The 14,150-nt window shown below is 65.1% G+C and carries 13 protein-coding genes; 5 read left to right on the top strand and 8 right to left on the bottom strand.

The genetic code is table 11. From position 1 onward, the window contains the following. Positions 1-90: 90 nt before the first annotated feature. From Q0D45_RS16995 to Q0D45_RS17025, 7 genes are all read right to left on the bottom strand, one after another. Positions 91-1,089, bottom strand: coding sequence for a septal ring lytic transglycosylase RlpA family protein (locus tag Q0D45_RS16995; RefSeq protein ID WP_293395472.1), 999 nt, complete (start codon positions 1,087-1,089; stop codon positions 91-93). Beyond that, complete coding sequence (mltB, locus tag Q0D45_RS17000; RefSeq protein WP_293395475.1) at positions 1,086-2,144, bottom strand: lytic murein transglycosylase B; 1,059 nt, start codon at positions 2,142-2,144, stop codon at positions 1,086-1,088. The genes Q0D45_RS16995 and mltB overlap by 4 nt, the downstream gene beginning before the upstream one ends. Before the next feature lie 10 nt (positions 2,145-2,154). Continuing rightward, on the bottom strand, positions 2,155-3,285 hold the full coding sequence (gene rodA / locus Q0D45_RS17005) for a rod shape-determining protein RodA (RefSeq protein WP_293395478.1): 1,131 nt from the start codon (positions 3,283-3,285) through the stop codon (positions 2,155-2,157). After that, positions 3,282-5,300 (bottom strand): penicillin-binding protein 2, encoded by a 2,019-nt coding sequence (mrdA, locus tag Q0D45_RS17010; protein WP_293395481.1) that lies wholly within the window; start codon positions 5,298-5,300, stop codon positions 3,282-3,284. The genes rodA and mrdA overlap by 4 nt, the downstream gene beginning before the upstream one ends. Positions 5,301-5,310: 10 nt before the next feature. After that, positions 5,311-5,802, bottom strand: coding sequence for a rod shape-determining protein MreD (gene mreD / locus Q0D45_RS17015; protein ID WP_293395484.1), 492 nt, complete (start codon positions 5,800-5,802; stop codon positions 5,311-5,313). Then, entirely contained in the window at positions 5,799-6,743 is a 945-nt protein-coding gene (gene mreC / locus Q0D45_RS17020) for a rod shape-determining protein MreC (RefSeq protein WP_293395487.1), read from the bottom strand. Before mreC ends, mreD begins: the two co-directional genes overlap by 4 nt. 201 nt (positions 6,744-6,944) lie before the next feature. Continuing rightward, a complete protein-coding gene (locus Q0D45_RS17025; protein WP_022978329.1) occupies positions 6,945-7,982 on the bottom strand; it encodes a rod shape-determining protein in 1,038 nt (345 codons plus the stop codon). Between the two features lie 334 nt (positions 7,983-8,316). Here Q0D45_RS17025 and gatC point away from each other — a divergent pair, with 334 nt between their 5' ends. The 5 genes from gatC (at position 8,317) to Q0D45_RS17050 (ending at position 12,919) form a co-directional block, all read left to right on the top strand. After that, the gene (gatC, locus tag Q0D45_RS17030; RefSeq protein WP_293395492.1) at positions 8,317-8,604 is read left to right on the top strand and encodes an Asp-tRNA(Asn)/Glu-tRNA(Gln) amidotransferase subunit GatC; all 288 of its coding nucleotides are present in this window, start codon (positions 8,317-8,319) and stop codon (positions 8,602-8,604) included. 68 nt (positions 8,605-8,672) lie between these two features. Further along, a complete protein-coding gene (gene gatA, locus Q0D45_RS17035; protein ID WP_293395495.1) occupies positions 8,673-10,133 on the top strand; it encodes an Asp-tRNA(Asn)/Glu-tRNA(Gln) amidotransferase subunit GatA in 1,461 nt (486 codons plus the stop codon). Then, complete coding sequence (gene gatB, locus Q0D45_RS17040; RefSeq protein WP_293395498.1) at positions 10,130-11,578, top strand: Asp-tRNA(Asn)/Glu-tRNA(Gln) amidotransferase subunit GatB; 1,449 nt, start codon at positions 10,130-10,132, stop codon at positions 11,576-11,578. Before gatA ends, gatB begins: the two co-directional genes overlap by 4 nt. Before the next feature lies 1 nt (position 11,579). Then, positions 11,580-12,458: an Hsp33 family molecular chaperone HslO gene (locus Q0D45_RS17045; RefSeq protein ID WP_293395500.1), complete on the top strand. Its 879-nt coding sequence runs from the start codon at positions 11,580-11,582 to the stop codon at positions 12,456-12,458. Next, positions 12,458-12,919: an SET domain-containing protein-lysine N-methyltransferase gene (locus Q0D45_RS17050; protein ID WP_293395503.1), complete on the top strand. Its 462-nt coding sequence runs from the start codon at positions 12,458-12,460 to the stop codon at positions 12,917-12,919. Before Q0D45_RS17045 ends, Q0D45_RS17050 begins: the two co-directional genes overlap by 1 nt. 92 nt (positions 12,920-13,011) lie before the next feature. On the opposite strand, the gene Q0D45_RS17055 is transcribed toward Q0D45_RS17050, so the two are convergent. Next, positions 13,012-14,150: Calx-beta domain-containing protein (locus Q0D45_RS17055; RefSeq protein WP_293395506.1), on the bottom strand; the 1,139-nt coding region annotated here is incomplete at its 5' end.

The raw sequence follows: 14,150 nt of genomic DNA on the forward strand, positions 1-14,150 counted from the left end.
GGGGAGAAACGGGGCTCGGACGGTGCTTGCCCGAGCGGCGAAATGGTAGCGCAGCAGATTCGATGGCGCAGCGCAGCATCGGTGATCGGCTCATTCGCTGACCGGGATGCTGCGGGTTTCGCCGTCGGCGAGCTTGCGGCGCATCGCCTCCAGCGCCGCCGCATCGGCGAACGGGCCGACCAGCACCCGGTACAGCCACTGGCCGTTACGGGTCTCGCTTTTCATCAGCAGCGGCTTGATGCCGGCGATCGCCAGATGCTCGCGGAAAGTCGCCGCATTGCGGGAATCGCTAAACGAACCGGCCTGCAGAAAGCGCGGCTGGATCTTGCGGGCCACCTGCAGCGCAATCGGCGGGCCGGGCGGCAGCGGCTTCACTTCGGCGACCACGGCCGGCTTCGCCGCCGGCACCGACGCAGCCGGCGGATTGGCCGCGACCAGGGTGCGGCCGCTGGCATCGACCACTTCCAGTTCCACCTCGGCGGAACCGTCGCCGATGATGCCGATGCGATGAGCAGCGGAGTAGCTCAGATCGACGATGCGGCCGGAGTGGAACGGCCCACGATCATTGATGCGGACGACCACGCTCTTGCCGTTCGACAGATTGGTGATCCGCGCATAGGTCGGAATCGGCAGCGTCTTGTGCGCGCCGCTCATCGCGAACATGTCGTAGGTCTCGCCGCTGGACGTGCGCCGGCCGTGAAATTTCTTGCCGTACCAGGAGGCATGGCCGCGCTCCTTGAAGCCGGCGGCGTCCTGCAGCACGTCGTAGTGAACGCCGAACACCTCGTAGGACTCGGGATTGCCGTAGCGGCTCTTCTCGACCGACTCCGGCACGGCATCGGGAATATCGCCGACGTTGGCCGGAATCTCGTCCGCCGAGGGCGGGCGATCCTTCTCGCCGGCCGGTGCCGGCGGCAATGCCGGCGTCGTCCGGCCTGGCGTCTTCGGGGCCGGCGTCGTGGTGCGCGGCACGCGGCTGGAATTGGGGCTGGGCGCAGGTTCGGGTGCCGGATAGCGGCGCGGCGCCTCGGTGACGCAGGCGGCCAGCAGCAATACGGCCGCGCCGACCAGTGCCTTCCAGACCCTCATCGTGCCGCGTGCTCGGCGGCTTGCGCCTCGGCCAGCGCATTGGCGAGCTGCGTCACGGCCATTGCATAGAAAACTCTTGGGTTATAGGTCTGGATCGCATAGAAATTCGGCAGCGCTACCCAGTACTCGGTGATCTGACCGCGGCGCAGCTGCACCAGGCCGACCGGCGTTTCGTCCGGCAGGGCGATCGCCGCCTGCACGCCGGCAGCGCGCAGCGAAGCGATGGTCTGATCGGCGAATTTTCCGTTACGCGGAAAGCCTTCGGGCGGCGCGCTGTTCGCGGTGGCCGGCACCACCAGCGGTTCGCCACGACGCCAGGCGCGCTTCGGGTCGTAGCGGGTCAGGTAGTGGGCGATGCTGCCGATCGCGTCCGGGCCGCTCCAGAGATCGCGTTTGCCGTCGTTGTCGTAGTCCAGCGCCAGCCAGCGGTAGTTGCTGGGCATGAACTGCGCATAGCCCATCGCCCCGGCATAGGAGCCGAGCAGCTCGGTCGGCTTGCGGCTGGCATCGCGGGCGAAGGCGAAGAATTCGGTCAGCTCGGAAAAGAAGAACGGCGCACGGCGCGGATGATCGAAGCCCTGGGTCGCCAGTGCATCGAGCACCCGGTACTTGCCGGAATAGGTGCCGTACTTGGTTTCCACGCCCATGATCGCGGCGACCACCGTTGGCGGCACGCCGAACTCGGCTTCGGCGCGGGCGAACCACTCGGCGTTGTCGCGCAGGTAGCGCACGCCGTTGGCGATGTTGCGGGCGTTGACGTGGATCGGCTGGTAGGCGTTCCAGTCCGGCAGGTAGTTCGGCTGGTCTTCGGGTTTCGGGCCGCCGGCTTCCTTGTTGTTGACCTCTTTCTCGATCAGCTTCGGCAGCTTCTTGGCGTCGTCGAGCGCGGCCTTGACCACGTCGAGATCTTCGGCGGAAAAGCCGTAATCGTCGTGCAGCGTCTTCAGCAACAGCGGTGTTTTCGGGTGATGGGCGTAGTCGGCAATGACCGGCGCGTTGGCGGTGGTTGCGAGCAGTAGGCCCAGCAGGGCGCTTGGGAGGAGTCGTGTCTGCATCAAGGGCTCCTCAGTTGGAAAGCAGTTTGCGGTGCGTGTAGACCGACATCAGCATGCCGAAGCCGGCCAGCAGGGTGACCGCCGAAGTGCCGCCGAAGCTCACCAGCGGCAGCGGTACACCGACCACCGGCAGCAGGCCGATGACCATGCCCATGTTGATGAACACGTAGATAAAGAAGGTCATCGCCAGCGAGCCGGCGAGCAGGCGCTGGAAGCTGTCCTGGCCACGGAGCGCGATATACAGGCCGCGGCCGACGATTGCGGCGTAGAGCGCCATCAGCACCGCTTCGCCGAGCAGGCCGAGTTCTTCGGAATAGACCGCGAAGATGAAATCGGTGTGCGATTCCGGCAGGAAATCGAGCTTCGCCTGGGTGCCGGCCAGCCAGCCCTTGCCGAACAGGCCACCGGAGCCGATCGCGATCTTCGACTGGGTGATGTGATAGCCGGTGCCGAGCGGGTCGCGTTCCGGATCGAGGAAGGTCAGCACGCGGTTCTTCTGGTAATCGTGCAGCTTCAGCCAGAGCAGCGGCGCGGCGGCGGCCATCGCGGCGATCACCATCAGGATCCAGCGGATGCCGAGGCCGCCGAAGTACAGCGCCAGCACGCCGGCGGCCAGTACCAGCATCGCGGTGCCGAGATCGGGCTGCATGGCGATCAGCACGGTCGGCCCGCCGATGATCGCCAGGGTGATCAGGATGGTCGAAATCTTCGGCGGCAGCGCCCGGGTATGCAGCCAGGCGGCGACTGCCATCGGCATCGCCAGCTTGAGGATTTCCGACGGCTGGAAGCGCAGCACGCCGAGATCGAGCCAGCGCTGCGCGCCCTTGGCGTGATCGCCGAGCACCAGCACCGCCACCAGCATCACCACGCCGAAGCCGTACAGCCACGGCGCTGCTGCTCGATAGAACTCCGGCGGCGCCTGGGCCGCGACGACCATCACCGCGAAGCCGATGCCAAGGCGTTCCGCCTGATTGAGGACTACCGCCATCGAATGGCCGCTGGCCGAGTACTGCACCAGCAGGCCGACCACGCCGAGCACCAGCAGCAGCAACATCAGCCACAGGTCGATGTGCACGCGGATCAGCCGATCGGCGAGGCTGACCGACTGGTTCGGGGCGCGGCTGATGACCGAGGTATTCATCGCGGTGTCGTCGCCGGCGGTGGGCTCGCAGGAGGTGGCTCTTCATCGTCGGCCGGCACGCCTTCCTCGGCTTCCAGCGCCGGGTCGGCCGCCGCAGCGGCCGCCGCCGCTGCGGCGGCACCGGCAGGATCTTCGTTGTACAACACCTTGCCGAGCAGGTACTGATCCATGATCTGGCGGGCGACTGGTGCTGCCACCGAGCCACCGTGACCGGCGTGTTCGGCGATCACGGCAATGGCGATACGCGGCGCATCGACCGGCGCGAAGGCGATGAACAGCGCGTGATCGCGCAGATGCTTGGGCGTCGAGTCGAAGGTCGGTGCCACCGTCTCCTCCTGCTTGAGGCCGACGACCTGCGCGGTGCCGGTCTTGCCGGCCGAGCTGTACGGCGCGTCCTTGAACGCGCGGTACGCGGTGCCGCCCGGAAACATGGTCACCAGTTGCATCGCATGAATCACCCGTTCCTGAAGTTCGGCACTCTGACCGGTCAACGGCGGCAGTGCTTCGGGCGCTACGCCGGCAATGGCACCGGTGGCCGGATCGGCGATCGCATGCAGCACGTGCGGCTTGAAGCCGAGGCCGCGCATCGCCAGGCGGGCAGTGCCCTGGGCGAGCTGCAGCGGCGTGGTTGTCAGATAGCCCTGACCGATGCCGAGGCTCAGGGTTTCACCCGGAAACCAGACCTGCTTGTAGACGCGGCGCTTCCATTCCTTCGACGGCAGCAGACCGCCTTTCTCGTTCGGCACATCGATGCCGGTCGGTTTTCCGAAACCGAACTGGCCGAGGATTTCGTCGATGCGATCGATGCCGAGATTCATCGCCGCCTGATAGAAGTAGATGTCGCAGGACTTGGCGATGGCGCTGTCGAGATTGACCGTGCCGTGGCCCTGGCGCTTGTGGCAGCGGTACTTGCGCGAGCTGCCGGGCAGGGTCATCGAGCCCGAGCAGTAGATGCCGGTATCCGGCGTCACGGTCTTGAAGTTCAGCGCCGCGGTGGCCATGAACGGCTTGATCGTCGATCCCGGCGGATAGGTGCCGAGCAGTGCGCGGTTGTACAGCGGCCGGCTCTTGTCTTCGAGCAGGCCGCGATAGCTGGCGGCATCGATGCCTTCGACGAACAGCTTCGGGTCGTAGCCGGGCTTCGATACCAAAGCCAGGATTTCGCCATTGCGTGGGTCGATCGCGACCACCGCGCCATCGAGATCACCGAGCGCTTTTTCGGCCACCAGCTGTAGCTGGGAGTCGAGGCTCATGTACAGATTCTGGCCGGAGCTGCCGGGCCGCGATTCGAGTTCGCGCAGTGGCCGGCCGGCGGCATTGGCTTCGACGATCTTGGTGCCTGGCGTGCCGCGCAGCAGATCCTCGTGGCTGCGCTCGACACCGGACTTGCCGATCTGCGACAAGCCTTCGTAATCGGCGGCTTCGAGCCTGGCGTAATCGGCTTCGCTGATGCCGCCGACGTAGCCGATGATGTGCGCCGCGCTTTCGCCGAGCGGGTAGTCGCGGACCAGGCCGGCATTGACTTCCACGCCTTCGAAGTCGAAGCGGTTGAGCTGGTAGCGCGCCACTTCCTCCGGCGTCAGGTTCGAGCGCAGGGTGACGCTGCGATAGCGCGGCCCCTTGCGCATGCGCTCGCGGAAGCGGGCGATGTCCTGATCGGTGAGGCGCACATAGGCCTTCAGGCGTTCCAGCGTGTCGTTCAGATTGCGGACGCGTTCGGGCGTGATGTCGAGCACGAAGCTCGGCAGGTTCTGCGCCAGCAGCGCACCGTTGCGGTCGTAGATCAGTCCTCTGACCGGCGCGATCGGCGTCAGCCGCATGCGGTTGTCGTCGGCGCGTGTCGAGTAGTAATCGTGACGGACCAGCTGCAGGTCGATCAGGCGCGCGGCGAGCATGCCGATCATCAGCAGGCACAGCACCGCCGCGAAGACGACGCGGCCGGTGAAGGTGCGTTTTTCTTCGTAGAGGTTCTTGATCGCGTCGAAACCGCTGCGCGACGAGCCCGGTGCATTCACAGCGATGCACTCATGGCAGACGCATGCGGTTGCGTCGCGCCCGGCGGCTGAGGATCGAATCGAGCAGGCCGGCGGTCAGCGGCCAGACCAAGGTCGTCGACAGGATCGGCAGCCAGCGCAGGTTGGCGTCGGCTGCATGCCGGGCCAGACCATCGATCCAGAACATCAGGAAGATGTACAGCGCCCAGATCGGCGCCAGCGCCAAGGCCACCTGCCACGATGAAAACAGGATCAGGGTGCCGCGCAGCCGGCGAATCAGGAACGCCACCACCACCAGCCCCAGCGCGTGCTGGCCGAGTGCGGCATTGAGCAGCACATCGCAGCACAGGCCCAGCACCCAGGCGGCGGCGATGGCCGGCGAGGTCGGCGCGTACAGCGCCCAGAAGCCGATTACCAGCAAGGGCCAGGCGGGCCGCGCCATCGCTGCCCAGTCCGGCAACTGGACGATCTGCAGCATTAGCGCCAGCAGCAGGCTGCCGAGGAACACCAGCATGCCGTTCATGGCACCACCGCCTGTTTCGGCGCCTTCGCCGGTGGTTTGGCGGGAAGATCGATTGGTACGTGCACCGTTTCTTCACCCGGCGCCGAGGACGGCAGCGCCCGCTCGCTCCAGACCAGCAGTGCCTGGCGGCCCTGATTCAGATGCGCTTTCGGATAGGCGATCGCTTCCATGAAGCTTTCACCGCCGGCATGTCGCAGTTCGTGGATTTCACCGACCGGGTAGCCGGCCGGAAAGCGGCCGCCGAGTCCGGACGAGACCAGCAGATCGCCGACCTTCACATCGGCATTGCCAGGCAGATAGGGCAGCGACAGACCGTGGCCATCGCCGCGGCCGAGCGCGATCGTCTGCAGGCCGGTGCGGTTGATCTCCACCGGGATGCCGTGATCGGGATCGGAGATCAGCAGCGCCACCGACGAACCCTGGTTGACCTGCACCACCTGGCCCATGATCCCGTAGGCATCGAGCACGGCCTGACCGCGATAGACGCTGTCCTTGCCGCCCTTGTTGAGCACGATCTGATGCCGGTACGGATCCTGGCTGGTGGCGAGAATTTCGGCGATCAGCACCCGGTCCTGCAGCGCGCTGGACGAGGCCAGCAACTCGCGGATGCGGACATTCTCGGCTTCCAGCGACGCCAGGCGCAGCAGCCGCGCATCCTGCTGCAGCAGGCGATCGCGCAGTTCGCGGTTTTCGTCGCGCAGCGTTTCCCGGGAATGGAAGTAGTCGACGCTGTTCGAGACATTGGCCGGCGACGCCGCCAGCCACATCACCGGCGTCAGTGCCCAGGACAGCCATTGGCGCAGCGGCTCGACTTTCGCGCCCCGGTTCTCGGCCACCATCAGGGTGATCGACAGCGCGATGAACAGCACCGCCTTCAGCCCCAGCATGGAGCCGCGCGAAGCTTGTGAGTTGCGCGAGGAGTCGCTAAGCGTGGTGTTCAAGGGCCGGGCGCAGGTTCAGCGGGGCGTCGTCCGCAGCGGGTGCGGGAATCGCGGAAGAATAGGGTGCAAGCGCCGGGGCGACAACCGCTTTTCACTGTCTTTACTCAGAAAATCGGGCTTCGGCCCCGCCATCGGCTGCCCTGACGAAAAAGCCCCGGACGGGGCCGGGGCTTATCCATCAGCGCGCAGTCCAATCGGACTTCAGTCGATCAGGTAGATGTCGCCCTTCTGATCGAGCATGTCGAGCAGCATGCCGCCGCCACGGGCCACGCAGGTCAGCGGGTCGTCGGCGATGATCACCGGCAGGCCGGTTTCTTCCGAGATCAGCTTGTCGAGATCGCGCAACAGCGCGCCACCACCGGTCAGCACGATGCCGCGCTCGGCAACGTCGGAACCCAGTTCCGGCGGCGTGCGCTCCAGTGCCTGTTTGACCGCCTTGACGATGCCGGCCAGCGGCTCCTGCAGCGCGTCGAGGATCTCGTTGGAATTCATCGTGAAGTTGCGCGGCACGCCAGCGGCCAGATGGCGGCCGACGATGTCGATTTCCTGCACTTCGGTGCCCGGGAACGCGGTGCCGATTTCCTGCTTGATGCGCTCGGCCGTGGCTTCGCCGATCAGCATGTTGTACTGGCGGCGCACGTAGGAAACGATCGCTTCGTCGAAGCGGTCACCGCCGATGCGCACCGATTCGGCGTAGACGATGCCGTTCAGCGAGATCACCGCCACTTCCGAGGTGCCGCCGCCGATGTCGACGACCATCGAGCCGCGCGCTTCGGAAATCGGGATGCCGGCGCCGAGCGCTGCGGCAATCGGTTCTTCGATTACGTAGACCTTGCGGGCGCCGGCGTTTTCGACCGATTCCTTGATCGCCCGGCGCTCGACCTGGGTCGAGCCGTACGGCACGCAGACCACGACGCGGGTCATCGGGCGCATCACGCGGCCCTTCTGCACCTTGCGGATGAAGTGCTGCAGCATCTTCTCCGTCACGGTGTAGTCGGCGATCACGCCGTCGCGCAGCGGACGGATGGTCGAGATATTGGTCGGCGTGCGGCCGAGCATGCGCTTGGCATCGATGCCGACCGCTTCGATCTTTTTCGCGCCGCGGGAATCGAGGCGGATTGCGACGACGGAAGGCTCGTTCAGAACGATGCCCTCGTCACGCACATAGATCAGCGTGTTGGCGGTGCCGAGATCGATGGAAAGGTCGTTGACAAACAGGCGGCGGACGGCGTCGAACATCGCGATTATTGAAGGGCTGGGCTTGAGGGGGCGCTAGCGGAACCGGCGGGAAGCGACAGTCGCAAGGAGAGGCGACCGACGCTGATTTGGGCAGAAATATACCTGAAGCCCTGCCGCGCATGTTGCGCTGCGGCCCTGGGCGGTCGCAGCAGCAGTGAGCAACGAATTTTTTGCCGGGGAGGCCGGCCCGTGATCGTTTATCATCGCGCCAGCCTTGAAACCCCCGTCGCTACTACCAGTTTGCTGGAGGTTTCCTGGGGTTTTCCGGTTCTTCCGCATCTTCTTCTGCGGAAAACTTCAGCGCCGATGCGCTCCCCATCCGCACGAGTCCCGCATGAGTCTGAGCCCCGAACAAATCCGCCAGGTCGCCCAGTTGGCGCGCCTGGAGTTGAATCCCGAGCAGGTTGAGCCGTACGCGCGACAACTGTCGAACATTCTGGAAATGGTCGATCGCCTGTCGTCGGTCGATACCGCCAACGTCTCGCCGATGGCGCACCCGCTGGACATGGTGCAGCGACTGCGTCCGGACACGATCAGCGAAACCGATCGCCGCGACGACTATCAGGCGATCGCTCCGGAAACCCAGGATGGCCTGTACCTGGTCCCGAAAGTCATCGAGTAGTCGGATGGCGCGAGGCCCCTGGCCTTTGACGCATCCGGCACGCCGTACCTCAACACGCTCAAGAAATCATGCATACCCAGACCATTGCCCAGCTTGCGGCGGGCCTGCGCGAGAAGAAGTTCTCGTCGCGGGAACTGACCCAGCATTTCCTCAAGCGCATCGACGCCCATGACGGCGCGCTGAACTCTTACGTGACGATCACCGCCGAGCGCGCGCTGAAGCAGGCCGATGCCGCCGATGCGGTGATCGCCGCCGGCAACGCCGGCCTGCTGACCGGCATCCCGATCGGCCAGAAGGACATCTTTTGCACCCAGGGCGTGCGCACCGCCTGCGGCTCGAAGATGCTCGATACCTTCATCGCGCCGTACGACGCGACCATCGTCGAGAAGCTCGACGCCGCCGGCATGGTCATGCTCGGCAAGCTGAACATGGACGAGTTCGCGATGGGCTCGTCGAACGAAACCTCGTTCTACGGCCCGGTCTGCAATCCCTGGGACAAGACCCGCGTGCCGGGCGGTTCGTCCGGTGGCTCGGTCGCCTGCGTCGCCGCCGGCCTGGCACCGGTTGCCACCGCCACCGACACCGGCGGTTCGATCCGCCAGCCTGCCGCGTTGACCAACCTGACCGGCATCAAGCCGACCTACGGCCGGGTATCGCGCTACGGCATGATCGCCTTCGCATCGAGCCTCGATCAGGCTGGCGTCGTCGCCCGCTCGGCCGAAGATGCGGCCCAGGTGCTGCAGGCGATGTCCGGCTTCGATCCCAAGGATTCCACCAGTGTCGAGCGCCCGGTCGATGACCTGGTGAGCGGCCTGAACACCAGCATCCGCGGCCTGACCATTGGCCTGCCGAAGGAATATTTCGCCGACGGCATGTCGGCTGGTGTCCGCGAGCGGATCGAGCAGGCGATTGCCACGCTGACCAAGCTGGGCGCCAACTTCAAGGAAATCTCGCTGCCGAATTCGCCGCTCAGCGTGCCGACCTATTACGTCGTCGCCCCGGCCGAAGCCAGCTCGAACCTCGCCCGCTTCGACGGCGTGCGCTACGGCCATCGCGCCGAGGGCGCGAAGTCGCTCGAGGAACTCTACAAGCGCAGTCGCGGCGAAGGCTTCGGTGCCGAAGTGCAGCGCCGCATCATGATCGGCACCTATGTGCTGAGCCATGGCTATTACGACGCCTACTACCTGCAGGCCCAGAAAGTCCGCCGGCTGATCTACGACGACTTCAAGCGCGCCTTCGCCGACGGCATCGACCTGGTGCTGAGCCCGACCGCGACCGACGTCGCCTTCAAGTTCGGCGAAAACAGCGATGACCCGGTGGCGATGTACCTGAACGACATCTACACGATCGCTGCCAACCTGGCCGGCATCCCGGCGATGAGCCTGCCTTGCGGTTTCGTCGATGGCTTGCCGACCGGTTTCCAGCTGATGGGCAACTTCTTCGCCGAGGCGCGCATGTTGAACGTCGCGCATCAGTACCAGCAGGCGACTGACTTCCACACGAAGTGGCCGACGGAGTACGCGTCATGATCATTCCAGCCGGTTGGGAAGCCGTCATCGGTCTCGAAGTGCACTGCCAGCTGTCGACCCAGTCGAAGATTTTCTCCGGTTCCGCAATCGCCTATGGCGCCGAGCCGAACAGTCAGGCTTCGCCGATCGACCTCGGCATGCCGGGCATGCTGCCGGTGCTGAATGTCGACGCGGTCAAGAAGGCAGTGACCTTCGGCTTGTCGGTCGGCGCCAAGATCGCCGATCGCAGCGTCTTCGCGCGCAAGCACTACTTCTATCCGGATCTGCCGAAGGGCTATCAGATCTCGCAGTACGAGCTGCCGATCGTCTATGAAGGCCTGCTCGACATCGAACTGGAAGACGGCTCGACGAAGCGCATCGGCATCACCCGCGCGCATCTCGAAGAGGACGCCGGCAAGTCGGTGCACGAAGGCTTCCAGAAGTCGTCCGGCATCGATCTCAATCGCGCCGGTACGCCGCTGATCGAGATCGTGTCGGAACCGGACCTGCGCACCGCGCAGGAAGCGGTCGCCTATCTGAAGAAGCTGCACCAACTGGTGGTCTATCTCGGCATCTGCGACGGCAACATGCAGGAAGGTTCGTTCCGCTGCGATGCCAATGTCTCGGTCCGCAAGATCGGCGCGCCGAAGTTCGGCACCCGCACCGAGACCAAGAACGTCAACTCGTTCCGCTATGTCGAGAAAGCGATCGAATACGAGATCGAACGCCAGATCGAAGTGATCGAGGCCGGTGGGACGATTCGCCAGGAAACCCGGTTGTTCAACCCGGACACCGGCGAAACCAAGGCGATGCGCTCGAAGGAAGACGCCAACGACTACCGCTATTTCCCGGATCCGGACCTGCTCCCTGTGGTCTGCACCCAGGACTACATCGACGCCATCCGCAAGTCTCTGCCGGAGCTGCCGGAAGCCAAGCGCGCGCGCTTCGTCGCCGAGTTCGGTCTGTCCGACTACGACGCCAAGACGCTGACTTCGTCGCGTGAACTGGCGTCGTATTACGAAGCCGTGGTTGCGGCAAGCGGCGCGGAAGCCAAGCTGTGCGCGAACTGGGTGGCCACCGATCTGCTCGGCGCGCTGAACAAGATGAGCAAGGGCATCGAGGAATCGCCGATCACCGCGGAAGCCTTTGCCGCCTTGCTCAAGCGCATCGCCGACAAGACCATCAACGGCAAGATCGCCAAGGACGTGTTCGAGGCGATGGTGGCCGGCGAAGGCTCGGCCGACGAGATCATCAAGGCCAAGGGTCTGGTCCAGGTCACCGACGAGTCGGCGATCATCGCCGCCATCGACGACGTGATCGCGAAGAATCCCCAGCAGCTCGCCGATTACCGCGGCGGCAAGGACAAGCTGTACGGTTTCTTCGTCGGCCAGGCGATGAAGGCGACGCAGGGCAAGGCCAATCCGGATGCGCTGAACCGTCTGCTCAAGGAACGTCTGGCGGGCTGACATGAACCTGCTGATCCCGTTCAAGTTCGATAACCACATCGCGCACGGCGCGTTCGTGGTCATCGATACCGGCGCTGCCGAGATGCTCGACATGCGCGCCTACGATCCGGCGGTGCGCGGCCTCGTCGCCCAGACGATGGCGGCGATGCCGCTGCTGGCGACGCATACCCGTTTCGAAGGCCGCATCAATCTTCAATTCCAGGGCGAGCGGGCGATCAAGCTGCTGGTCGCCCAGGTGGTGCAGCGTGAAGGCGCGCCGCTGACCGTCCGCGCGATGGCCAAGGCGGCGCCGCAGATCGACGGCAGCTATGCCGAACTGCTCAGCGACGGCGTGCTGGCTTTGATGCTGGAGCCGGCCGATGACGCGCAACCGAGCCGTCAGGCGATGGTGCCGATCGATGGCGACAGTCTCAGCGAATCGCTGGAAGGCTATTTCGCCCAGAGCGAACAGCTGCCGACCCTGGTAAGGCTGGCAGCGAGCGGCGATCGCATCGCCGGCTTCATGCTGCAGCGCCTGCCGCTGGAACACACCAAGGCGACCGAGGAAGTCTGGGAGCATCTGGCTATCCTCGCCGGTACCTTGAGCGCTGATGAGTTGCTCAGTGCCGAGCCGGAAACGCTGATGCGGCGTCTGTTCGCCAACGAGGACTGGCAACTGCACGCTGCGCAGTCGGTCAACATCGCCTGCCGCTGCTCGCGCGAAGGCATCTCGCTGCTGCTGCTGTCGCTGGGCCGCGATGAGGTCGACAAGATTGTTGCCGAGCAGGGCAAGGTCGAAATCATCTGCGAATTCTGCGGCCGCGATTACGTCTATTCACGCAGCGATGCGGCAACCTTGTTCGTCGCCGAAGGCAGCGAGCAGTCGCAGCTCAAGCACTGATGATCGTTCCGCAGTATCGCGTCGAAGCGTCTGCGATCCCGCTTGCCGGCAAGGGTTTGTTCCTCGCCGAAGATGTGGCCAAGGGCCGGGTGATCATTGCGCCGGACAACATCCACACCGTCTGGCCGGAAGCGAAGCTGCGCCAGTTCCCGGCCGATTCGATCGAAGCCGAGTCGAGCGTGCGCTGGTTCGAGGACTGGTATTCGTTGACGCCGGAATGGTCGGACGAGTGCTACGTCAACCACAGCTTCGAGCCGACCGCGCTCTGGCATCTCGGCTTCATCTTCGCCGGCAGCGATTTGCCGGCCGGCACCGAGATCACTGTCGACTACCGCTTGGTGATCGGTAGCGGTGAAGTGATGCCGTTCAGGGATTCGATCACTGGGCAGGAGATCGTCGGCAAGGGCTGGCACGACAACCTGCGCACCAGCGCGGCCGGGCTGCTGGCACTGATCGGTTGAGCCGTGGCCAGGGCGGCCAGAAACGAAAAAGCCGGTCAGGCTGAGCGGTATTCCCACCCAGCCTGACCGGCTTTGCCGATCTACGCCGACGATCAGTCGTCGTTGACGATCGTGCCGATACCCTGGGCGTCACCGATCACCGAACCGCCGGTCGGATTCGTGAGGTTCACGAAGAAGGTTTCGTTCGGCTCGACGGTGGTGTCACCCCGCACCGGCAGGCTGGCGGTCTTCGAGGTCTGCCCGGCCGTGAAGCTGAGCGTGAGGCTGCCGCCGGTGTAGTCCGAGCCGGCCGTTGCCGTGCCATTGGCAGTCGATGCGGTGACCGTGACGGCGGTGGCCGCAGCCGGCGACAGCGTCACCGTGAACGTGGCATTGCGCGTGCCGCTGTTGCCCTCGACCACCGAGACATCGTTGATGCTGAAGCTGGGTGCGGTAGTGGCAGTGTCGTCGTTGACGATGCTGCCCTGACCCTGGCCGTCGGCAATCGTCGCGCCGCTAGCGCCGCTCAGATTGATGACGAAGGTCTCGTCCGGCTCGACCGCGGTGTCACCGTTGACCGCCACGTTGACCGTCACGCTGGTGCTGCCGGTCGGGATGGTCAGCGTACCGCTGCCGGCCACGTAGTCCGATCCTGCGGTCGCCGTACCATTGGCGGTGGCATAGGCGACCGTCACCGGGCCGGTTGCTGCCGCCGACAGGCTGACCGTGAATGCGGCGTTGCTGGTTCCAGCGTTGCCTTCGCTCAGACTCACGTCGTTGATCGCCAGGCTCGGCGTCGCCGGGCCGTCGTCGTTGACGATGGTGCCGACGCCTTGGGCATCGCCAATCACGGCGCCGCCGGTCGGGTTCATGAGATTGACGAAGAAGGTTTCGTCCGGTTCCACCGTGGTGTCGCCCTTCACCGGCAGGCTGACCGTCTTCGAGGTCTGACCCACCGTGAAGCTGAGCGTCGCGCTGCCGCCGGTGTAGTCCGAGCCCGCGGTCGCCGTGCCGTTGGCGGTGGCGGCACTGACTGCGACCGCGCTGGTCGCAGCCGGTGACAGGGTCACCGTGAACGTGATGTTCTTGGTGCCGCTGTTGCCTTCGCTGATCGAGACATCGTTGACGCTGAAGCTTGGTGCTGCCGCCGCATCATCGTTGACGATCGTGCCCTGGCCTTGTGCGTCGGCAATCGTTGCTCCGCTCGGGCTGCTCAGGTTGACCAGGAAGGTTTCGTTCGGCTCGACGGCGG

Source organism: Nevskia sp. (genome assembly GCF_023266035.1).
Classification (GTDB): Bacteria; Pseudomonadota; Gammaproteobacteria; order Nevskiales; family Nevskiaceae; genus Nevskia.